The sequence below is a fragment of the Micromonospora sp. CPCC 205554 genome, assembly GCF_036902745.1.
Taxonomy (GTDB): domain Bacteria; phylum Actinomycetota; class Actinomycetes; order Mycobacteriales; family Micromonosporaceae; genus Micromonospora; species Micromonospora tulbaghiae.
Genome location: NZ_JBAKHP010000001.1, coordinates 576,247 through 600,264 on the forward strand (window position 1 = coordinate 576,247; position 24,018 = coordinate 600,264).

The window sequence follows — 24,018 nt, forward strand, 5'->3', positions numbered from 1 at the left end:
TCATGGGAACACCTCCTCTCCACCTCTCGTCGGGACGGGGGGCACCCGCCGGCCGGCTTCGGCGGGAGATCGTGTGCCGAGGGCGTCGTCGCCGGCGACGAATCGCGCGGCGAGGTCGACGAGGCGGTCCTCGGCGTGGAACAGCGACAGGTGGTCGCCGTGCGGGGCGACGTGCAGGACGGACCCGGCGATCCGGGCGGCCACGGCCCGCGACCCGGCGGGATGCGCGGTGTGGTCGTCCTCGCTGGTGACGACGAGCGTGCGCGTGGCCAGCCCGGCGAGGTACGGGCGCAGGTCCGTGCCCATGATGGCGCCGTTGAGCCGGCAGTAGCGGCGCAGCAGCTCGGGCGTCGCGTACGGGTACGTGACCAGGTGCGCCAGCCGTGGCGGGGCGACGCCGAGCATGGTGTTGGTGAGCACCGCGTGCACCGCCGCGGCCTGCTGCGGGCCGCGGGCGGCCATCGCCATCAGGGCCTGCAGGTTCTGCTGGTGGTCGGTCTTCGGGCTCTCGTCGCCGAGGTCGAAGTCGCCGTGCCACAGGCTCAGCGACGACACCCGCTCCGGCGCCCGCGCGGCCGCCAGGACCGCGAGCACCGCGCCGCCGCACAGGCCGATCAGGTGCGCGCGGCGCAGCCCGAACCGGTCCAGCACCGCGAGGAGGTCGTCGGCCTGGGCCACCACACCGGTGTCGCCGGTGAACCCGTCCACGTCCGCGAACAGGCCCCGGGTCTCGGGGACGAGCACGTGGAAGTCGCGGGACAGCCGGTCGGCCCAGCCCTCGGCGAGCCGGGCGGGCATCCCGCACGCGGACACCAGCAGCACCGCCGGCCGGTCCGGGTCGCCGCCGGAGTAGGTCGGAAGCACCGCCCCGTCGCCGGTACGCACGTCGGTGCGCCGGAAGCGGCAGGTGAAGTCCCGCTCGCGCGCCTCGGCGACCACGCTTGCCTCCTCCGCCGCCGGCGGTGCCGGGTTCGCGTCGAGGTCCAGCAGGTCGCTCAGCACCCGCTCGAACGGGCCGAGATCCGCGGCGTCGGTCACCGGCACCGGCGCCGGCACGTCCAGTCGCTCGCACAGCCGGGCCAGCGCGGCGGCGGCGGCCGGGTCGGCGCACCGCACCCGTACCGGTGGCGGCAGCACCCGCAGCAACGGGCCCGCCGCCAGCAGCGCGGCGGCCGTGCCCAGCCCCGGCCTCACGCGCCCGCTCCGATCCACTCGTAGGTGCGGTGGTAGGCGCGGACGCCGGTGCAGGCGAGCAGCGTGCGCGCGCCGGCCACCCGGTCCAGCACCTCGGCGTACCGCCCCGGGTCGATCCGCTTGTCCGCCACCGGCACGAGGCAGTCGGCGTTGTCGGCGAGGATCCGCTTGTACTCGTCGAACGTCAGCTCGCACCGGCCGGCGAGGTGCTCGCCGATGCGCATCCGGCCGACCTCGGCGGTGGAACGCGCGTCGACCAGGCCGCTGTAGAACTCGGCGGCGCAGCCGGAGCCGTACGAGTACATCCCGACCCGTACCGGATCGTCGGGCCGCAGGTGGTCGATCAGGCTGGCCAGGGCCAGGTAGACCGAGCCGGAGCAGAGGTTGCCGACCAGTCGCGGGTACTCCAGGCCGGGCGCGACGCGGCGGGCGAAGTCCGCGTCGGCGTCCGGCAGCCGGTGCTCGCGGGCGAGTTTGCGGTGCGCGGCGCGGACGATGCCGGCGAACGGCGTGTGCATGGCCAGCCCGCCGAAGGTGGTGGCGAAGTCGACGTCCGCGACCTTCTCCGCGTAGTGGGCGTAGGCGTTGGTCAGGCAGTCCAGGTAGGCGAACAGCGAGCGGTCGGCGTCGGCGACGTCGAACGTCGGGCCCGGCCGGGCCGAGTCGAACGTCTCGTAGCTGTGCGTCCCGAACGCCCCGAGGTCCACGTCGAGCACCCGCGGGTCGTCGCCGAGCAGCACCGCGGCGGCGCCGGTGCCCATGGCCGGCTCGGTGTACGAGGCGTTCTCGTTCACCAGTGACACGTCCGTCGCGATCACCAGCGCCTTGGCGCCCGGCGACAGGCCGGCGGCGAGGTAGCCGCAGGCGAGCTGGAGCGCCCCGGTCGCGGCGTAGCAGGCCTGTTTCACCTCCAGCATCCGGCAGCGGCGGCTCAGCCCGAGGTGCCGGTGCACGTACGAGGCGATCGACTTGCTCAGGTCCAGGCCGGACTCGCTGGAGGTCACCAGCAGTTCGATCCGGTCGCGGTCGGCCTCGTCCATCGCGTCGAGGATCGGCTTGGCGGCGTTCACCGCGTGCGTGACCGGATCCTCGAACGGCAGCGCGACCGACTTCGCGGTCATCATCAGGTTGCCCAGGCGGGTCACGTCCAGGCCGCGCCCCTCGAACAGGACCGGCACCGCGACGGAGGCCACCCCGCAGTACACGTTCAGGGCCTCGATGCCCACGTTCATGCCGTCACCTCGCAGAGGTACGCGACCAGGTGGTCGATGTCGGGCAGGTCACTGAAACTGCCGAGCGGCTCGTCGACGCCGAGCCGCTCCCGGAGGGCCAGGATGATCTCGACCCGGTCGATCGAGTCGGCGCCCAGGTCGCGCAGGTGCGCGCCGCCCGGGATCCGGTCGCCGGGCACCGCCGGCAGGATCTCGGTGATCACCTCGTGGACCACCCGCCGGACCGCTTCGTCATTCGCGCTCACGTCGTCGCCTCCGTCCGGGTCTGCGCAAGGGCCACCGCGAGCGGCCGTCCGGTGTCGCGGTCGGCGAGCACCACCCGGACCGTCTCGTCGGCGCCGGTCACGTCGCCGCCCGGCCACCGGGACACCCGCACCCGCAGCACGGCGCCCACGTCGGCGTTGCCGAGGTAGCTCATCCGCTGGTCCAGCACGATCCGCCGGAGGAAACCGGCGTCGGTGCCGCCGCGGTGCCGCCACAGCCGCAGCGACGCCCAGTCCACGATGGAGAAGTAGGACGCGAAGTAGAGCAGCCCCACGCCGTTGAGGTCGCGGCTCGGGTCGACCGGGTAGTCCAGCGCCAGCCGGTCCAGCGGGTCCGACGGGTCGGGCTCGGCGCCCAGGGCGCGCAGTTGGGCGTACGCGCGCCGGGGCGAGTGCCGCGCGGGCAGCACGGGCAGGTGCGCGTGGCGGAACCCGGGCGGGGACGCGCTGCGCAGGTCGCCGTTGCCGCCGGACGGGCCCCGCACCACCCAGCGGTTGAAGTTCTGCGCGTACAGGCACGCCGGGTCGGGGTGGGCGTAGAACTCGTCCGGGTCGACGACCCGGCCGGGCCGGTCGCCGCGCCGGATCTCGTGCAGCGTCAGCACCGACTCGCTGCCGGAGGCGAAGGACCGCGAGTCCACCCGCAGCACGTCGCCGAAGGTCATCCCGCGCACGTGCAGGTCGGCGCCGCCGCGCAGGTGGATGTAGTGGAACGCCAGGTAGGTCGGCATCCCGTCGGCGTCGCGGGCGGTGTAGACGTTGGTGTCGCAGAGCGCGCTGACGGTGTCCCAGGTCCAGTCGCCCACCTGGCCGACGAACAGCGACCCCGGCCCGCACATGCCGGGCCGCACCACAGTCGTCCGCGTCGTCGCGTCGGGACCGAGCAGTTCCAGCTCGGGAGTCAGGACGGTCACGACCCCTCCCCTCCGGCGCCGCGCAGGAAGTCGGTCAGGATCCGGTTGCACTCCCGCGGGCTGGTCAGATAGGGGAAGTGGCCGGCGTCGGCGATCTCCTCGTAGCGGGCGCCCCGGATGCCCCGGTGCAGCAGCCGCGCCGTCTCCGACGGGATGACCGTGTCGTGCCGGCCCTGCACGACGAGCGCCGGCAGGTCCAGCTCGCCGAGCCGGTCGCGGAGGTCCGGCCGGGCCGCGAACACGTCGAGGTAGCGCAGCCCCGTCTGGGGGTCCATGCTCTCGCAGCGCAGCAGCAACGCCTCCACGGCGGCCCGCTCGTGCCGCAGCCGGTCGGCGCCGGACCCCTCGATCGTGCGGTCGAGGTCCTGGGCCGCCACGACGGCCAGCCGGTTGATCTCACCGACCCGGTTGCCGATCTTGTAGGAGCTGCCGAGCAGGATCAGCGACGCGGTGTCCTCCGGGTGGTTGAGGGCGAACGTGAGCGCGACCAGCCCGCCGAACGACGCGCCGGCGACGTGGACCGGCCCGTCGACCCCGATCTCCCGCAGCACCCGCAGTTGGAGGGCGGCGATCCCGTCGAGGGTGAGGTCGGCCGAGGCGGTGCTCGCCCCGACGCCGGGGTGGTGGACGCTGATCACCCGGTACCGCCCGGCCAGCGCCTCGAACTGCCGCGCGAAGACGCCCGCGCCGATGTTGAACGGGTGGGCGAGCAGCAGCGGCGGGCCGTCGCCGGCGGTGAAGACCTCCACCTGGGCGCCGGCCACCGGCACCACCCGCCGGCGCACGGCGGGCTGGTGTTCCCGCAGCACGGTGCCGTTGTCGTCGGCCGGGGCCCGGTCGCGCAGCGCCTGCCGGACGTCCTCGGGCACCCGGTCGGCGGGCTGGTAGACCGCCCGGGCCGCCTCCCCGGCCGTACGGATCCCGCCGGTGACCAGTTCGGGAACCTCGCCCGGTGCGGCGGTGAGCGCGGCGACGGCGGCCACCACCGCCTCGGCGTCGCCGGGCCCGAAGCCGACCGGCACGGCGAGCCGGACGGTGCCGGCGAGCGGACCGCCGACGGCCAGGTGCGGGCCGCCCCGGACGCCGGCGCCGGCGTAGAGCCAGGCCAGCCCGGACATCGTCGGGTGCTCCTGACCGGCCAGGCCGGGCATCCGGGCGAGGTCGAGCAGGACACAGTGGGCGCCGTCGACGTCCACGGCCGGCAGGCCGGCCGCCCGCAGGCCGTCGCGGAGCACCGCGACGGCGGCCACGCGCCGCCGGACCAGTTCCGTGACGCCGTCGCGGTCCGCGAGCGCGGCCCGCAGCGTCATCCGGGTGGCCCGGTCCACCTCGGCGCCGCGCCGCGCCACGTGCTCGCGCAGCCGCGCCGCCAGTTCCGGGTCGCGGGTGGCGACCAGCCCGCCGGCGGTGACGCCGAAGTCCTTGGACAGGCTGAGCGTCGCCGTGTCGGCGACGGCGAGCATGTCCCGCACCACGGTCCAGGGATCCCCGCCGGGGCCGGCGAGCTGGACGGCGTTGTCGACGACGCGGCTGGCGTCCAGGACGAGCGGCACCCCGTGCGCGGCGGTGACGCGGCGCAGCTCCCGGAGGGCGGCGGGTTCGACGGGTACGCCCCCGGAGGCGTTGTTCGCCGCCTCCACCACCACGAACGACACCGACCCTTCGGGCCGCCGGGTCAGCTCCGCCGCGAACGCCTCGATCGTCTCCGGGTCGAGCCGGCCCGTCCCGACGGCCACCGGTTCGTAGCCGAGGTCGGCGAGCGTGGACAGCCAGGTCGGGAACGCCGCGGCGTGCAGCACGACCCCGCGCGGGCCGGGGTGGCAGCGGCAGAGCAGTTCCTCGGCCGTCCGCCCGGACCGGGTCGGCACCACCTCGGGCATGGGCAGCCAGTCGTGCGCGGTGAGCTCGGGCGGGTCGGACCGCTCGGCGAGCAGCCGCGTCCGGGCGGCGACGAAACCGTCCGCCCGCTCCGCCCAGGAGTCGGTGAGCAGGTCGAAGGGGACCAGCTCGGTCGGCAGGGCCAGCGCGTTGTACCCGTGCGCGGCCAGCAGGTCGGCACGTCCCGGCCGCAGCGCCGGGTCCGGCGGCGGTCCCGCGTCCTCCGGCGGCGCGGCGGCGTCCGACGGCACGGCTTTCTCCGGAGGCGGCGCGGCGGTGTCCGGAGGCGGCGCGGCGGTGTCCGGCGGCGGCACGGTGGCGCGCGACGGCGGCGCGGCGGTGTCCGGCGGCCGCGCGGGATCGGCGGGGGCGCCGTCCACGAGGTCCGGATTGGCGATCATCAGGATGATGTCGGTGACCGACGTACGGTCCCCGGTCGCCGGCTGGCACAGGTAGATCGGCGTGTTCTCGGGCCGGAACTTGTTCTTGAACTGGAAGTTGCCGGGCCCGAACACGCCCACCGAGTGCAGCTCCGCCAACGCGTCCGCGACCGCCGGGTCGGCGTTCGGCGACTCCGTGATGGCGACGCCGAAGCTCGCCCCGAAACTGAACGACGTGCATCCCTCGGCGGCGGTCAGCTCGATGATCCGCACGATCGCCCACTCCAGGCCGCCGGCGGGCATCTCGTCGGCGTAGAACTCCAGGTCGAGCAGGTATCCCCGCTCGGACGGGATCCGGGTCACGATGACCGCGTTGACGAGGACGCCGTCCACCCGGGTGAGGAAGACCCGGTGCCGGGGGTCGAGCGTGCCGCCGCCGATCTCCTCCCGGACCACGCCGACGTACGGGTTCACCATCTGCTTGCGGCGGCCCCAGGAGTCGATCAGGCCGACGATCTGCCGGTCGGTCTCCGGCGACGCGCCGGCCCGGTACTCCTCGATCCGGCAGTCACCGGCGCGCTCGAACCGGTGCAGGAGGCTGCGCAGCCGCTGCATCCGGCCGCCCCGTACGGTGAACGAGGCCAGGTCCGTCAGGCGCTGCACCGCCCCGAACGGGGTAGCGGTGACCGGTTCCCCGGCGACCTCGGTCAGGTGGGCCAGGGACAGGAAGTTGGGCCGCAGGCCGTGGCGCCGCGCCCACGCGATCCACTCCGCGACGAGGTTGTGGAAGTGGTCGTGGTGCCCGACGAAGCTCCAGGCGAACACGTCGTCGCCGCGGACCGAGAAGTTGACGTAGCCGGCCCGCGCCGAGTCGACGAACGCGTACGGGGCGATGTCCCGGCCGGCCAGCCCGCCCTCCTTGGCGTGGCGGCGGTCCAGCCCGGCCAGGAGGTCACGCAGCGCCGGGCGGCCGGGCAGGGTCCGCTTGCGGACGACGACGGGCTCGCCGTCGACCTCGGCGCCGCTCTCGATCGTCCGGCCGGTGGCCTGTGGACCGTCGCCCGGCTCGGTCCGGACGCCGGTCCCGGCGGACCGCCCGGCCAGGAACGCGGTGAGGTCGGCCATCGTCGGGTGGTCGAACAGCAGCGTCTTGGGCAGCGCGCCGTAGCGCTGTTCCAGGGCGCCGACGACCCGCAGCATGTCGAACGAGGTGAGGCCGCTGTCGGCGAACGTCCGCCCGGGCTCGACGGGACGCTCCAGCACCCCGGCCACGATCTCCTCGACACCGTCGCCGGGTGTGGCCGGGCGTGGTGCCCGCGTGCCGGCGGCCACGAGCGCCGCCACGGCCTCGACCGTGTCGTGCTCGTACAGGTCGGCGGCGGTGATCTCCACGTCGAACGTCGCCACCACCAGCCGGGCCAGTTCCATCCGGAAGATCGAGTCGAGGCCGAGGTCGGCGAACGCCCGGTCGGCCGTGATCTCCGTACGGTCGGCGCCGAGCACCCGCGCCACGCAGTCCCGTACCGCCTCGGCCACCTCGGCGGGCGCGGCCGGAACCGTACCGGCGGGCTCGTGGGCGACGGCGGCGACCGGCCGTCCGGCGGGGAGCGGCTGTTCGGCGGGGTTGTGCGGTTCGACGAGGCCCGGCGGATCGGCGGGGTCGGGCCGGTCGACGCGGTCGTGCGGTTCGGCGGGGCTCGTCGGCGCGGGTGCGGCCGGTGGCACAGCGGCGGCGGGTGGCGCCGTAGCGGCGGAACCGGCTCCGGCCGGGTGGGTGACCGGACGGGCGAGGACGCCGACCGGGGCCGCGCCGTTCGGCGTGTGTCCGCCGATCCCCGCTCCCGCGCCGGCGGTCGTGCGCGGGCCCGCGCCGTTGCGGCGCGACGCCGCCGGATCACGCAGCACGATCCGGTCGGCGGCGGTGCGCCGGACCGGGGCGGGCCGCGCGGTCGGAACACGCGGGGCGGGCAGCTCCGCCGGGGCGGGCCGGGCCGGAGCGGCGGCGCGGGCCGGGCCCTCGTCGAACCAGAACGGCCGGGCCGCCAGCGGCGGGGCGGGCACGGAGATCCGGACCGGCCGGTGCTCCCAGGTCGCCGCCCAGTCGACGTCACCGCCCGCCAGCCAGGTCTCGGTCCCCGCGTCGAGGCGGGGCGGGGCCTCGCCGCGCAGCACGGCCACCGCCTCGGCGGCGTCGGCGACCACAGCGGCGAACCGGTGGGCCAGGGCGTCGCGTCCCACCTGGAGCGTGTACGTGGCACGGGCCAGGTCGGCGCCCTCCGCGAGGTGGTCCGCGACCCGGCGCCGGTACTCGGTCAGGGCCGCGGGACCGGACGCGGACAGCACCAGGCGCCAGGGGCCCGGCGCCGGGGACGCCGGCAGCGGTGGCGGCGACTGCACGACCACGTGGGCGTTGGTGCCGCCGAACCCGAACGAGCTGACCCCGGCGACCCGGTCGCCGGTCCAGGGCACGTCGCGGTCCAGCACGGTGAAGGGGGTGCCGTCCAGCCTCAGGTACGGGTTGCGCCGGTGCTGGTGCAGCGTGCGCGGCAGCCGTTCGTGCCGCAGGCTCAGCAGCACCTTGAGCAGCCCGGCGATGCCGGCCGCGGCCTCCAGGTGGCCGATGTTCGTCTTCACCGTCCCGACCGCGATCCTGGCGTCCACGCCCTCGAACGCCTTCTTCAGCCCTTCGATCTCGATCGGGTCGCCGAGCCGGGTGCCGGTGCCGTGTGCCTCGATGTAGCTGACGTCGGCCGGGTCGACGCCGCCGGCCCGGTACGCCCGGCTGACCACCTGCGCCTGCGCCTGCGGGTTCGGCGCCGTCAGCGACGGCCCGCGGCCGGCATGGTTGACCGCGCTGCCCCGGATGACGGCGATCACCTGGTCCCCGTCGGCGACCGCCGCGCGCAGCGGCTTGAGCAGCACGACGCCGCAGCCCTCGCCGCGGCCGTACCCGTCGGCGGACGCGTCGAACGTCTTGCACCGGCCGTCGGCGCTGAGCATGCCCGATGACTGGAACGCCACGAACAGGCCGGGGCTCAGCAGCACATTCACCCCACCGGCGAGCGCGGTCGAGCACTCCCCGGCCAGCAGCGCCCGCACCGCGCGGTGCACCGCGACGAGCGAACTGGAGCAGGCGGTGTCGACGGCCTCGCTGGGGCCGCGCAGGTCCAGCAGGTAGGAGACCCGGTTGGCCAGGATGCAGTCGGCGAGGCCGCTCGCGGTGTGGGCCTCCACCGGTACGTCGTGCGCGCGGAGCAGGTCGTCGTAGTCGCAGGCGGACACGCCGACGAAGATCCCGGTGTCGGTGCCGGCGAGGTCGGCCGGCCGGTAGCCCGCGTCGGCGACGGCGTGCCAGGCGGTCTGGAGGAACAACCGCTGCTGCGGGTCCATCAGCGCGGCCTCGCGTGGCGCGATGCCGAACAGGTCGGCGTCGAACGAGCGTACGTCGTCGAGGAAACCGGCGCGGACCCCCGCGGTGGCGGGGTCACCGAGCAGGTCGGTGCGGTCGGCCGGGACCGCGCGGACGAGGTCGTCACCGGCGGCGAGGTGCCGCCAGAACGCGTCGAGGTCCGGCGAGCCGGGCAGCACCCCGGCCATTCCCACCACGGCGACCGCGTCGGCCGGCAGGTCCGCCGAGGGCTCGGCGACGTCCGCCGCGGGCCGGTCCGCCGCGAGCCCGGCGTCCACTGTGGCCGAAGCCGGCCGGGCCGGGAGTACGGTGCGCAGGTACGCGCCGAAGGCCGCGAGCGTGGGGTGCTCGTAGAGGACCGTGGGCAGCAGGTCGACGCCGAAGCGCTCGTTCGTCTCGTTCACCAGCCCGGTCAGCGAGATGGAGTCGAAGCCCAGGTCGAGCAGCTGGATGTCCGGGTCGACCTCGTCCGGTTCGACGAGCAGGAAACCGGCGGCGAGCGCGCGCAGCTCCGCGTCCAGGTCCAGCTCCGGGTCCGGGCCGCTCTCCGGTGCCTCCGGCGCGACGTCGGCGGGACGCTGCACCGCCACCACCGGTTCGGTGCCTGACACGACGCGGTCGAACGCCCGTACCGCCTCGACCGTCGGCAGCGGGGCACTCCCCCAGCGCCGCGCGAACAACCGGCGGGTCGCGTCGTCGACGGCCATGCCACCGTCGGCCCACAGCGGCCAGCAGACGGACACCGTGCCGGGCCGGCCGGCGGCGAACTCGTCCAGGAACGCGTTGGCGTAGGCGTAGTCGACCTGCCCGAGATTGCCGGTGCGCCCGGCGATCGACGAGCACAGCGCGAGGAACTCCGTCGGTTCCGTGCCGAGCGCGTCCACCAGGTGCCGCAGGCCGAGCACCTTCGGGGCCAGCACCGCGTCGACGGCGGCGGACGGCTTCGTCAGGGCGCGGGCGTCGTCGTGCACACCGGCGGCGTGAACGACGCCGTCGATGCGCCCGTAGCGCCGGCGGATCTCGGCCACCGCACCGCGCACGTCGGACTCGACGGTAACGTCCGCGCGGACGAAGGCGAAGGTCTCGTCGGCCGGCGCGGTCCGGCCGACCAGCACCACAGCCGACGGCGCGCGGGTCGCGGCGAGGTGCTCGGCGAGGTGCCGGCCGACCGCGCCGGTGCCGCCGACCACGACGTACACGCCGTCGGTGCGCCGGACGGCCGGACCGGGCCGGAACGGCACCATCCGGCGTACCTCACGGACGCCGCCGCTCCAGCGGACGTCGTCCACCCGCTGCTCCGGCGGCCCGGAGACGTGCCACAGGTCCGCCTCGGCGGTCACGCCACCCCGGACCACCGCCCCGGAGAAGCCGCTGTGCTCCAGGGCGAGCGTGCGCAGCGCCGCCGTCACGGCGGTGTACGCGGGCCGCTCGTCCGGGCAGCCCACGACGATCCGCAGCGGCGCGGCCGGATCCGGGGTGAGCAGCTCGACGGCGGTCCGCAGGACCGTGTGCAGGCTCTCGCGCACCTCGTCGGCGAGCCCGCCGGCACGCGCGGGCAGGTGCACCACGACCACGTCCGGGTCGGCCTGGTCGTGGCGGCCGCCGAAGGTCGGGCCCTCGCCGACGACCCGGATGCGGGCCGGTGGTCGCCCGCCCGCCGGGGGCGGCTCGGCCCGCCACTGCGGCCGCAGGTACACGCACGGGTCGCTCTCGGACACGCCGATCGCGGGCACGCCGGTCTCCCGCGCTGCCGCCTCCGGCACGACGCTCCCCGGCACGGTCTTCCCGGGCACGGCGTTCACCGGCACCGCCCCCTCGGGCACGGCGTTCACCGGCATCGCCGCCTCGGGCACGGCGTTGGCCCGCGCCACCGCCTCGGGGACCGCCGGGCCCGGCGACACGGCGGCCCGGCCGTCGACGGTCAGGTTGTCGGCGGTCAGGTCGTCCGCGGTCCGGTCACCCTCCGGTACGGACGACGCCGCCGGTGGCCGTGCGGTACCGGCCGGCTCGGGCAGCCACAGCCGCTGCCTGTCGAACGGGTACGGCGGAAGCGACACCCGTCCCGGCCGTACCGGCCAGCGGGCCGCCCAGTCGACCGCGACGCCGCGTACCCACAGCTTCGCCGACTGGTCGAGCCGGCCGCGGCGCAGCAGGTCGGCGGCGATCTCGGCGCCGCCGTCGCCGTCGAACAGCGGATCGGTGCCGGCGGTGCCCGTGGTGACCTCACCGGACCGCAGCCGGCGGACCAGCTCGTCGATGTCGGACACGACGACGGCGAGCCGGTGGTCGAACTCCGCCCGTCCGGCCTGGGTGCTGTACGCGAGCTGGTCGAGGCGCGGGCGCGTCCGCTCGACCAGGTCGGCCACGGCGGCCGTGAGCGTCCGCAGCTGCTCCGGGGTCCGCGCCGACAGCACGACGACGTGCGGCCCCGGCTGGACCGGCGGGGGCGGCGGCGCGGGATGCCCGCGGACCACGAGGTGCGCGTTCGCGCCGCCCGCCCCGAACGAGCTGACCCCGGCGCGGCGCGGCGCGGTCCACGGCTGCGCGCTCGTCGGCAGCAGGAACGACCCGGACAGGTCGATGCGGGAGTTGACTGTGGACAGGTTCGCGCAGGGTGCGATCGTGTCGTGCGCGAGTTGCAGCAGCACCTTCGTCAGGCCGGCGATGCCGGCGGCGCCTTCGAGGTGACCGATGTTGGCCTTGACCGAGCCGACCGGGATGCGCCGGTCGTCCGGCAGCGCGGCGCCGAGCGCCCGGCCGAGGCCGGCGATCTCGATCGGGTCGCCGAGGGCCGTGCCGGTGCCGTGCGCCTCCAGATAGCCGACGTCGCCGGGTGTCGCCCCGGCCGCGGCGAGCGCCCGGACCACCAGGTCGGCCTGGGCCGTGGGGTTGGGCACCGTGTAGCCGGCGGTCCGGCCGCCCGCGTTGACGAAGCCGCCCTCGATGACGCCCCAGATCCGGTCGCCGTCGCGCAGGGCCGCGGACAGGGGTTTGAGCAGCACCGCGCCGACGCCCTCGCCCGGCACGAATCCGTCGGCGCGCTCGTCGAACACCTTGCAGGCGCCGTCGCCCGACAACATGGTCATCGACGACAGCGCGATCAGGTGCGCCGGGTGCAGGACCAGGTTGACGCCACCGGCGACGGCCGCCGAGCACTCCCCGCGGCGCAGGCTCTCGCAGGCCAGGTGGACCGCGGTCAGCGAGGAGGAGCAGGCCGAGTCGACGGCGAAGCTCGGCCCGGTCAGGTCGAGCGTGTACGACACCCGGTTGGCGATCGACCAGTACGCCGAGTGCCCGTCGGTGTAGCGGCCCTCCGGCCAGCCCTGCGCGGCGGCGATGCGGCTGTACGAGCCGTACATGGTGCCGACGAAGACGCCGGTGTCGCGCGGCAGCACTCCCCCGAGGGCGCCCGCGTCCTCCAGCATCAGCCAGACGGTCTCCAGGAACAGCCGCTCCTGCGGGTCCATCGCGGCCGCGTCCTTCGGCAGGATGCCGAAGAATCCGGGGTCGAACCGGTCGACGTCGGTGAGGAACCCGGCCCACCGGCTGTACGTGTGCCCCGGTCGGCCGCGCCGCGGGTCGAAGTGTTCGCGCCAGTCCCACCGCTCCGGCGGCACCTCGGTGATCGAGGTGGTGCCGGTGACCAGGTTCTGCCAGAACCGCTCCAGGTCCGGCGCGCCCGGGTAGCGGCCGGCCAGGCCGACGACCGCGACAGCGTCCGCGTCCGCGTCGCCCCGGGCGGCGGAGGCCGGGGCGACGGAGACGGCCGGGGCGGTCGAGGGCGCCGGTTGCTCCGGTTCCGCCGGTTGCACGGGCGGCGGCACGGCGTCCACCGCTGCGGTGCCGAGCGTGGCGGCGAGCGGGCCGGGCCGTTCCCGGGCCAGGTGGTCGGCGAGCTGCTCGATCGTCAGGTGCTCGAACAGCAGGGTGGCCGGCAGGTCGCCGAGGTCGGCCGAGAACCGGCGTACGAGGTGCTGGCCGACCAGCGAGTCGACCCCGAAGTTGTCGAATGTGACGTCGTCGTCGAGCTGGTCGGGGCGGTACTTGAGGACCTCCGCGAAGACCGCGCGGACGTACTCCCGGGCGGCGCGGGCCGGCACCCGGTCCACCGGCGGCGCGCCCGCCGTCGCCACGAGCACGCACTGCTCCTGCTCGTCGCCGGGGACACCGGGCATGCCGAGGATCCGGCCGGTCAGGCCCGCCTCGGCGAGCGCCGCACGCCACCCGGCCGGTGACAGCAGCGGGGAGTGCGGCAGCCGCCGGTGGGCGTCGGTGAACCGCCACCAGCCCGGCAGGAGGCCGAACGTCGCGGTGAGGAAGTCGGAGGCGCGGGTGACCTCGTTGAGCAGCAGCACGCCGCCGGGGCGCAGCAGGGACCGCGCATGGCGCAGGCTGCGGACCACGTCCTCGGTGGCGTGCAGCACGTTCGTGGCGAGCACGACGTCGTACGAGCCGGCCGCGAAGCCCTGCCCGGCCGGTTCCCGTTCGATGTCGAGGACACCGAACCGCAGGCCCGGGTGGCGTCCGCCGAAGCGGTCCTCGGCCTCGCGGAGGAACGCGGTCGACAGGTCGGTGAAGTCGTACCGTACGCCCGGGCAGGCGTCGAGGACGAAGGCCGAGCCGGCGCCGGTGCCGGCCCCGATCTCCAGCACGCGGCCCGGCCCGTCCGTCCGGCCGAGTACGGCGGCGGCCTCGGCCGCCACCAGCCGGTGGTAGTAGTCCGCGGCCCGCTGCCCCCGGTAGACGGCGGCGACCAGGTCGGTGCTGCCGCCGGGGAAGAGCACCTCGGTCGGTGCGGTCCGGCCGTCCAGGACGCCGGGCAGGGCGTCGACGCACCGGGCGAGCAACGCCACGTGCGGGGCGAGGTCGGGGTGCCGGGCGAGCACACCGGCGGTGGACAGTCCGGCCGGGGGCGCGGACACGGCGGCGGCGACGGCGGCCGCCAGCGGCCCGGCGGCCGGCACGGAACGGTCCCGGAGGCGGTCGCGCAGCAGGTCGCGGGCCAGCCCGTCGAGGGTACGGAAGGCCGCGCTGGACCGGTCCAGCGACGGGTCCGTGTCTCCCGTGGCGGGCGGCGCCACGACGGCCTCCTCGGCGGGCGTGGACGGGTGGACGCCGAGTGCGGCGAGCCCGTCCCTCGTGCCCTTGAGGACTGCCACCTGCGGGTGCGGGCCGGCGAGGATCCGCTCCAGCGCGGCGACGCCCTCGGCCGGCTCGATGGAGCCGATGCCCAGCGCCGCGAACCGGGCCGCGTATCCGGGGTCGGCGACCACGCCGACGCTGCCCCACCAGCCCCAGTTGACCACGCGTACCGGTCGTCCGCGGCGGTGCAGCGCCAGCCCGTACGCGTCCTCGAACGTGCTCGCGGCGGCGTAGTTGGCCTGCCCCGGGGCCGGGGCGAACGACAGCGCCGAGGAGAACAGCGCGAGGAAGTCCAGCGGCTCACCGGCCAGCGCGTCGGCGAGCACGCCGACACCGGCGACCTTCGGCCGCAGCACCTCGGTGAACGCCGCCTCGTCCATCGCGGACAGGGCACGGTCGCGCAGCACGAGCGCGGCGTGGAACGCGCCGTCGACCGGCCCGAACCGCTGCCGTGCCTCGGCCACCGCGCGGCGGACCGCGACCGCGTCGGTGACGTCGGCGCGCAGGTAGACGGCCTGCCCGCCGAGCGTCTCGATCTGCGTCACCAGGGACCGGACGCGCTCGTCCTCCGGGGACCGGCCGAGCCACACGAGCCGGGCACGCCGGGTCCGGGCCAGGTGGCGGCTGACCTCGAACCCGATGCCGCCGGTGCCGCCGACGACGAGGTAGACACCGCCGTCGCGCAGCGGCGCCACGCCCGCCGGTCCGGCCACCGGCTCCAGGCGGCGGACCAGGCGGCGGTCACCGCGCAGCGCGACGAACCGGTCGCTGCCGTGTTCGCGGCGGATCGCCTCGGCCGGGGTGGCGTCGCCGGGACCGGCGTCGACACAGGTGACCCGCCACTGCGGGTACTCGGCGGCGATCGCGCTGGCCAGGCCGGCCAGGCCGGCGGCGTGCGGGTGGACCGGCTCGCCGGGCAGGCCGGCCACCCCGGACACGACGAAGGTGAGTGTCAGCGGTCCCCGGTCCGCGCCCAGGTCGAGCAGGCGGCGCAGCAGGCGGAACGCGTCGAGCGTCGCGGTGTCGTCCTGCGGCGGGGCGGCCGGATCGGCCGTGCGGGCGAGCACGTACACCCTGTCGTACCGGCCGGTGGGCAGGTCGCCGAGCCGCATCCTGTCGTCGGCGCCGAGCGCGGCGGCCAGCTCGGCGTCGCCGGGGGCGTGCACGGCGAGGACGCGCCCGGCCGGCGGTTCTCCGGGAGGTGCGCCGGCCGGCTGCCAGGCCGGCACGTACAGCAGGCCCGGATCCCCGGCGGCCGGTGGCGCCGGCACGACCGGCCGGCTCTCGGCGGCGGACGGAGTGCCGGACGGGTCGTAGGGACGCAGCGCCACACCGTCGAGCCGGGCCCGGACGTCGCCGGTCAGGTCGGTGACCACCACGTCGAACCGTCCGTCGTCGCGGCGCACCACGTGGACGCGGGCGGTCGCCGGGAGCCGGTCCGCGACGAAGGCCGACTCGACGGCGAACGGGACGAGCATCCGGTCCGCGGGATCGACCAGCCCGGCGACCGCCTGCAACGCCCCGTCGAGCAGCGGGACGTCGCCGTCGGGGCCGGCGGTGAGCGTGCCGAGCGCCTCACCGGCGCCCAGCCGCAGCTCCGTCAGCACCCGGAAGGACGGCCCGTAGCGCAGACCGGCCCGGGCGAACCCCGCGTACAGGTCGTCGACCGGACGGCGGCCGGGACAGCGGGCCTCGACGGACGGCAGGTCCACCCGGCCCGGCGGGGCCGGGTCGGCGGCCCGCCGGGTGGCGACGGCGTGCGGCGTCCCGCCGACGGTGAGGGTCATCCGGTCGTCCCGGGTCACGACCACCGTCACCGGCCCGGTGACCACGACGGGCCGCAGCCAGGTCACGTCGGCGGCGCGGGCCGACCCACCGGCGGTGGCCTGGCGCAGGAACGCCGCGCCGGGCAGGACCGGGACGCCGTGCAGCGTGTGGTCGGCCACGAGCGGGTCGGCCGGCGTGAGGGCCGTCTCCCGCCGGTCGCGGCCGGTCCAGAAGCGGTCGCGGGCGAAGGGGTACGTGGGCAGCGGGACGCGACGGCCGGTCGGCATCGTCGTCCAGTCCACGTCCGCGCCGGCCACCCAGCGCTCGGCGAGCGCGACCAGGCCGGACGGCGCGTCGGGCGCGGGTGGCCCGCCGGCCAGCTGCCGGACCAGGTCGGCGGTGTCGGCGGCGACGAACGCGGCCCGGACCGCCAGGTGCGCCCGGCCCCGCGCGAGGGTGGCGGCGACGTCGTGGACGTCGGCCGGTTCGGTACGCAGACGCTCGGCCAGCCGGTCCGTCAGCTCCCGCAGCGCGGACGCGGTCCGGGCCGAGACCGGCACCACTACCGGCCCGGTGCCGGTGCCCGCCGTCGGGGCCGGCGCCTCGGCGACCACGAGGTGGCAGTTGGTGCCGCTGAAGCCGAACGAGCTGACGCCGGCCACCAGCCGGTCGTCGTGCCAGCCGGTGAGTTCCCGCACCACCGGCAGCCCGGGGATCGGCTCGGTGGCGTGCGGGGTCGGTGGCAACTGCCGGTGCCGCAGGCTGAGCAGCACCTTGATCAGGCCCGCCACACCGGCGGCCATCGTGGTGTGGCCGATGTTCGCCTTGACCGAGCCGATCCGGCAGTGCGGGCCGACGACCTGGGCCAGCGCCTTCACCTCGATCGGGTCACCGAGCGCGGTGCCGGTGCCGTGCGTCTCCACGTACCCGACCTCGACGCCGGCCCGGGCGTGGACCTCACGCAGCAGACGGGCCTGGGAGACCGCGCTCGGCGCGGTGATGCCGTTGGTACGGCCGTCGCCGTTCACGCCGCCGGCGAGGATGACGCCGTGGACGTGGTCGCCGTCGGCGAGCGCCCGGTCCAGCCGCTTGAGGACGACCACGCCGACACCCTCGCCGAGCACGATGCCGTCGGCGGCGGCGTCGAACGGCAGGCACCGGCCGGTCGGCGACAGCATCCCCGTCTGGCTGGTCCAGACCTGCATCTGCGGCGTGCACATGACGGCGACGCCGCCGGCCAGCGCCGTGTCGCAGTCGCCCGAGCGCAGGCTCTCGCAGGCCAGGTGCACCGCCGTCAACGACGACGAGCACGCGGTGTCGATCGCCATCGTGGGCCCGGTCAGATCCAGCAGGTACGCGATCCGGGCGGGCAGGATCGAGCTGGCCCCACCGAGGAACGCCTCGCTGGTGTCGCCGCCACCGTGCCGCTCCAGCAGCCGGGGATAGTCACCCGCGCCGCAGCCGACGAAGACGCCGCACCGCATCGGCCGCCCGGCGTACCCGGCGTCCTCCAGCGCGGCCCACGCCTGTTCCAGGAAGATCCGCTGCTGCGGGTCCATCGCCTCGGCCTCGAGCGGCGAGACGCGGAACAGCCCGGCGTCGAAGGCGTCCACGTCGTCCAGCAGCGCCGCCCACCGGCTGCGGGTACGGCCCGGTACGGCGGGGTCCGGGTCGTAGAGGTCCGTCAGGTCCCAGCGCTCGGGCGGAACCTCCCGGATGGCGGACCGCCCGGCGGCGAGGTTGTCCCAGAACGTGTCGAGGTCCGGGGCGTCCGGGAACCGCCCGGCCATGCCGATCACCGCGATCGCGGCGGGCGCGTCCGAGGCCGGTGCCGTGTCCGTGCCCGGTGCCGGTGTCGCGGTCGGCGCGGTCGGCGCGGTGGGTGCCGGTGTGGCGGCCGGTGCCGGCTCCGGATGCGAAGGCGGCACCGTGGGCGGCCGGACCGCGAACGTCAGCGGCGGCGGCTCCGGCGCCGTGGCGGGGACGGCCCTGGGCGCCGGAGCGGTCCCGGACGCCGCGGTGGGTGCGGTCAGGACCAGTGGTGGCGGGCCCGCGGCGGCCGGCGAGGTGACAGCCTCCTCGGGGGCGGCCGACGTGGCGGCGGCCTCGGTGACAGGGGGTGCGGCGGGCGCGGCTGCGACGGATGCTGGCGCGGCGGCCGGGACCGGTTCGTCCACGACGGACGGCGCCGGGGGTGCGGTGGCCTGGGCGCGCAGCGAGGCGGACTCGGCCAGGTTGCGCCGCACCGCCTCGGCGAGGTCGGGCACTGTGGGGTGGTCGTACACGGCGGCCGAGTCCAGGTCGGTGCCGAACCGGCGGTTGAGGTCCCGCACCAGCTCGACGGCACCGATGGAGTCCAGCCCCAGGTCCGCGAAGGTACGCGAGGGCAGCACCTCGTCCGGGCGCAGGTACAGCAGGCCGCCCACGATCTCCGTCACCGCGTCGCTCACCGCCCCGTCGTCCGGGCCGGGCTCCGGCTGCGCGGCAGGCGTCGCACCGCTACGGAACTCGTCGACCTTGGAGAAGTGTTCCCGCACCAGGGCGGCGGACTCCGCGCCGAGGACGTTGCCGTGCATGCGGACCTCGCTGGCGATGACGTCGGGCAGTCGGTCGAGGATCCGGCCGGCGAGTTCGTTCTTGAGTGACCGGATCACCGCCGGTGGCTTGTCCGCCATGGACCGGGCCAGGTCCAGCGCGGCCGGAACGACCTCGTGCGGCGGCAGCACGGTCACGCCGGCCCCGCGCCGGCTCAGCTCGGCGCCGGTCATCGACCGTCCCGTCAGCATCATCTCGGCGGCCAGGGCCGGGCCGAGGCGTTGCTCCAGGATGTAGGTGGCGCCCATGCCGGGGGTGAAGCCGTAGCGGGTGAAGTTCGCGCTGTACACCGACGTGTCGCCGAGGACGACCACGTCGCCGTAGCAGGCGAACGCCAGTCCCCCGCCGGAGGCGTGCCCGGCGGCGGCGGTGACGACCGGCCGGGTGCAGCGCAGGATCCCCTCGTAGACGAGCGCGGCGTCGGTGAAGGTGCCCTCGCCCTCGGCCAGCGCCCGCAGGGCCTCGGGCGTGCCGCCCATGCTGAAGACCGAGCCGTGGCCGGTGATCACCACGGCGCGTACGTCGTCGCGCCGCTCGATCTCCGCGAACGTGTCCCCCAGCGCCGCGAGCAGCCCGTCGGTGAACATCGGCGCGCGCATCGACACCAGCGCGACGCCCTGGTCCAGGACGCGGAAGTCCAGTTCCGGCCCGTCCGGGACGACCACGTCGCCGTGGGCCGCCGGTGGCGGGCCCGCCGCCGACGCGACCGCGTCGGCGCGGTCGACCTGCGTGCCGGTCAGGCCGGCGACGGCCGTTCCGGCGCGGGCGGCGTCCCAGCCGCCGAGCCAGCACGGTTCCTCCGGCAGCGGGCAGGCCGGCAGCGGGACGCGGCGGGGATGGCCGTCCGGGTAGCAGGCGGACCAGTCGACAGCGCCGCCGCCGACCCAGTGCCGGGCCACCTCGTGCAGGTCACCGGCCCGGAACGCCGCCACCGGATCGCCGGTGGCGGGCGCGCCGGTGGCCACCACGTCCGTGGTGTCCTCACCCCGGGCGAACCGTTCGAGCGCGGTGCGCAGCGCGTCGGTGCCGGACGTCACGACGGCGACGCGGACCGCCTGCGGCGCCCGTCCCACCTGCGTCGTGTAGGCGATGTCGCGGACGCCGCGGTCCGTGGCGAGTTCGTCGAGGCGCGTGGCCACGCTCAGCCGGCCGATCGCGTCCACCCCGACCAGGTCCGCCAGCCGCGCCGGGTCCAGCCCGAGGTCCCCGAGGGTCGCCGACGGTTCCAGCGCATCCTCGGGTACGCCGAGGAGGTCGGCCACCGCCGCGGTCGGGCCGGTCGAGGCCGGCAGGCCGGCCGCCATCGCGCCCGCGTACGCCCGCAGTGTCCCGGCGGTCGGCGCGGAGAGCACCACGAGCGCCGGTCCGTCCGGCGCGGGCGCGGCGGCGGGGGCGAACTCCTCGACCAGCACGTGCGCGTTGGTGCCCCCGGCGCCGAACGCGCTGACGCCGGCCCGCCGCGGGACGCCGGGAGGCGGGGTCCACGGCTCCAGCGTGCGCTGGACCCGCAGGGGTACGGCGGCGAAGTCGATGTGCGGGTTGAGTTCCTCGGCGTGCAGCGACGGCACGAGCGCGCGGTGCCGCAGTTGCAGCAGCACCTTCGTCAGCCCGGCTATGCCGGCCGCGCCCTCCAGGTGCCCGATGTTCGACTTGACCGAACCGATCGCGCACGCCCCGGCCGGCAGGTCCGCACCGTCGAACGCCTGCCGGAGGCCCTCGACCTCGATCGGGTCGCCGAGCGCGGTGCCGGTGCCGTGTGCCTCGACGTAGCCCACTGTGGCGGGGGTCCAGCCGGCCGACTCCAGGGCGGCGCGGACGAGCGCGGCCTGCGATCCGGGGCTCGGCACCGTCGCCCCGGCGGTACGTCCGGTGTGGTTCAGCGACGTCGCGCGGATGACGCCGTACACGTGGTCGCCGTCGGCGAGCGCGCGCGACAACGGCTTGAGCAGCACCGCGCCGACCCCCTCGCCGGGCACGTAGCCGGTGCCGTCGGCGCCGAACGCCCGGCACCGGCCGTCGGTGGACAGCCACTGACCCTGCGCGAGCTGGAGGTACTTCTGCGGATGCACTGTCACGTTCACCCCGCCGGCCAGCGCGAGCGTGCACTCGCCCCGCCGGATGCTCTCGACCGCGAGGTGCACGGCCGTCAGCGACGACGAACAGGCGGTGTCGACGGCCAGGCTCGGCCCGGTCAGGTCGAAGGTGTGCGAGACGCGGTTGGCGATCGCGCAGTGCATCGCGGTCGGGGCGACGCCGTCGGTGGCCCCGCCGACGAGCTGGTAGTGGTTCCACATGACGCCCGCGTACACGCCGACGACCTCGCCGCGCAGGGTCTCGGGCGGATGTCCGGCGTTCTCCAGCGCGTGCCAGCAGGTGGTGAGGAACAGCCGTTCCTGGGGGTCCATCCGTTCGGCGTCGCGCCGGGACACCCCGAAGAAGGCCGGCGCGAAGCGGTCGACGCCGTCGAGGAAGCCACCCCACCGGCCGTACGTCCGTCCCGGCGTGCCCTTCTCCGGGTCGAACAGCACCGCGTGGTCCCAGCGGCCGGCGGGCACCTCGGTGATCGCGTCGACCCCGTCGGCCAGGTTGCGCCAGAACGCGTCCAGGTCGTCCGCGCCGGGGTAACGGCCTGCCACGCCGACCACCGCGACCGGGTCGTCACCCGGCCCGCCCGCGGCCGACTCACCGACGGCCGGTCCGCGGTCGGACAGGACAGCCGGGCGCGAGACGGTGGTGGCGCCACCGGCCGGGCGCGGGACGGCGGCGGTTCCGGTGGCCCCGGCCGCACCGGCAGCCGGCACGAGTTGCCGCAGCCGGTCCGCCTGCCCGTGCAGGACCAGGACCGCGTCGTACGGACCGCGGAGCACGTCGCGCAGGACGCCGAGCGCGGTCCCGGTGGGCATCGGCTCCTGGCCGGTGCGCTCGGTCGAGCGGCGCAGGGCGTCGGCGGGCGCGCGCATGCCGCCCTCGGCCCAGTACGGCCAGCCGATGACGACGGTCCGTCCGCGGCCCCGGCGTTCGACGTGCCGCAGGCCGGCGTTGGCGTACGCGTAGGCGGCCTGGCCGGGGTTGGCCACGTCGGCCGAGGCGGAGGAGAAGGCGACCAGGAAGTCGAGCGCGTCACCGGCGGTGGCGGCGTCGACGTGGCGCAGGCCGTCGAGTTTGGGGGCGGCGACGGCGGCGAGGTCGCCCGGATCGCCGCGGAAGAACAGCCCGTCCCGGGTGACGCCGGCGCAGTGCAGGACCCCGTCGATCCGGCCGAACCGCTCCCGTACGCCGGTCACCGCCGCGTCCACGGCGGCGGCGTCGGTGAGGTCGGCGATCGCGACGTGCACCTCGGCGCCCGCGGCGCGGCACCGGTCGACGAGCGCCGCCGCGGGCGCGGTGCGCGACAGCAGGGCGATCCGGGCGCGGTGCCGGCGCGCGAGGTGCGTGGCGAGGACGGCGGCGAGACCGCCGGATCCCCCGGTGACGAGGTAGACGCCGCCGTCGCGGAACGGCTCCCCGGCCGTAACCCCGGCGGCCAGGTCCACCTCGCGCCAGCGCCGCACCAGGCGCCGGCCGCCGGCATGGCGGACCTCCGGCTCGGCGTCGGCCGCGCGCAGCTCGGCGCGTACCGCGGTGGCGAGGTCGCGGGCGTGCTCGACCTGGACGAACCGGCAGCGCAGGCCGGGGACCTCGGCGGTCACGGTACGGGCCAGCGCGGCGGTCGCCGCCTGCTCGGCTGTGGGTTCGCCGGCGTGCACGACGAGCAGGTCGCGCGGTCCGGCGTCGACGAGGGCGGTGGCGGCGCGCCACAGGTCGGCGGCCGGGTCGTCGGTCAGCAGGACGACGGCGGGCGGCAGGTCAGGGGTGTCGCGGAGTCGGTCGACGGAGTCCACGTGGGCGGCGGCGAGCCCGGCCGGGAGCGTGCCGCCCACGACCAGCGCCTCCGGGGTACGGGCGGTCGCCGGCACCGGGTCCGCGGGCACCCAGGTGTCGACGAAGGACAGCACCGCCGGTTCGGGGGCGGCCGGAGCCGGGACCGCGTCGGCCACCGGCGCGTCGGACGAGGCGGGCACGGCCGGGGCCTGCCCGGTGGACAGGTGCGCGGCGAGCGCGTCGATGGTGGTGTGCTCGAACAGCAGCGTCGGGTAGAGCTTGCGGCCCACGAGGTGCTCGACCCGCTCGGTGAGCCGGAGCAGCGCGACCGAGTCGAAGCCGAGGTCGTAGAACCCGGCCCCGGTCGCCACCTCGGCGGGCGGCCGGCCGAGCATGTCCGCGACGGCGGCGCGCAGCGTGTCGGTGAAGCCGTTCGCGGCGCCGGGCGAGGGCACCGCCGGTTGCCCGGGCGCTGCCGCCGGCGTGCCGGGCCGGACCGGTGCGGCGTCGGCCGACACGTCGGCGAGCAGCCGGCGTACCAGGCCGGATTCGCGGATGCGCTTGCAGGTGAGGCCGGTGAAACCGGCCAGGAACCGGCCGTCCGCGTCGCGGATCGTGTAGTCGGTGGTGATCACGTCGCCGGACGGCGCGAGCCGTTCCGGGCGCGGTACGTGGACGTGACACGCCGGCGGCAGCGGCTCGGGCGCCCGGAACTCCCGGACGAACATCGGCACGAACGGGTCGTCGGTCGGCATCTCGACCTGCCCGAAGCCGGCCAGCGTCGAGGCGTCCAGCGAGGCCGGGTGCAGGTGGAACCCGGCGTCCGCGTCCGTCGGATGCTGCTCGCGGGTCAGGTCGGCCAGGAGCGCGCCGCCGCCGATGTGCAGGGTGCCGCGGCAGCGCATCGCCGTGCCGTGGCGGATGTGCTCCCGTACCGCCCGCTGGTAGAGCACCCCCACGTCGTCGTGCCGGTCCGCGCCGGCCCGCAGCGCGGCCAGGTCGAGCGGCGGCGGGACCGGCTCGTCGGCGAAGCAGACCAGCCCGTGCGCGTTGTCGTGCCAGCCGGACACCGGTTCGTCACCGCGCAGCCAGCGGCTGCGTACGGTGAACGGGCGTCCGGCGTCCCGCTGCTCCCCGATGGTGAGCACGACCTCGCGGTCGAAGCCGTCGGTGGTGACGATCGCCTCGGCGAGCACGGTGTCCCGGACGCAGAGGCGGCGATGGTCCCAGCCGGCCGCGACGGCGGTGCGGTAGACGAGGTCGAAGAAGACGACGCCGGGAAGCACCGACACCTCGTGCAGCCGGTGGTTCCGCATGACGAAGTCGTCATGGGTGAGCCGGAACCGGCTCTGGACGTCGGCCATCGGGAACCTGCCTCCGGTT

The 24,018-nt window shown here is 76.1% G+C and carries 5 protein-coding genes; all 5 read right to left on the bottom strand.

What is annotated here, in order from left to right; all coding sequences use genetic code 11:
• The 5 genes from V6U82_RS02600 to V6U82_RS02620 are packed head-to-tail and all read right to left on the bottom strand — an operon-like array spanning window position 1 to window position 23,999.
• The gene (locus tag V6U82_RS02600) at window positions 1-1,194 is read right to left on the bottom strand and encodes an alpha/beta fold hydrolase (RefSeq protein WP_334458948.1); all 1,194 of its coding nucleotides are present in this window, start codon (window positions 1,192-1,194) and stop codon (window positions 1-3) included.
• Window positions 1,191-2,426 (bottom strand): hydroxymethylglutaryl-CoA synthase family protein, encoded by a 1,236-nt coding sequence (locus tag V6U82_RS02605; protein WP_334458951.1) that lies wholly within the window; start codon window positions 2,424-2,426, stop codon window positions 1,191-1,193. Before V6U82_RS02605 ends, V6U82_RS02600 begins: the two co-directional genes overlap by 4 nt.
• Window positions 2,423-2,671, bottom strand: a complete 249-nt coding sequence (locus V6U82_RS02610; RefSeq protein WP_013476299.1) for an acyl carrier protein — start codon at window positions 2,669-2,671, stop codon at window positions 2,423-2,425. The genes V6U82_RS02605 and V6U82_RS02610 overlap by 4 nt, the downstream gene beginning before the upstream one ends.
• Window positions 2,668-3,603, bottom strand: a complete 936-nt coding sequence (locus tag V6U82_RS02615) for an LnmK family bifunctional acyltransferase/decarboxylase (protein ID WP_334458952.1) — start codon at window positions 3,601-3,603, stop codon at window positions 2,668-2,670. The genes V6U82_RS02610 and V6U82_RS02615 overlap by 4 nt, the downstream gene beginning before the upstream one ends.
• The gene (locus V6U82_RS02620; protein ID WP_334458953.1) at window positions 3,600-23,999 is read right to left on the bottom strand and encodes an SDR family NAD(P)-dependent oxidoreductase; all 20,400 of its coding nucleotides are present in this window, start codon (window positions 23,997-23,999) and stop codon (window positions 3,600-3,602) included. Before V6U82_RS02620 ends, V6U82_RS02615 begins: the two co-directional genes overlap by 4 nt.
• Window positions 24,000-24,018 lie beyond the last annotated feature (19 nt).

Coding starts and splice junctions, on each gene's coding strand:
- V6U82_RS02605 (WP_334458951.1), bottom strand. CDS start 2,426: ATGAACGTGGGCATCGAGGCCCTGAACGTGTACTGCGGGGTGGCCTCC.
- V6U82_RS02620 (WP_334458953.1), bottom strand. CDS start 23,999: ATGGCCGACGTCCAGAGCCGGTTCCGGCTCACCCATGACGACTTCGTC.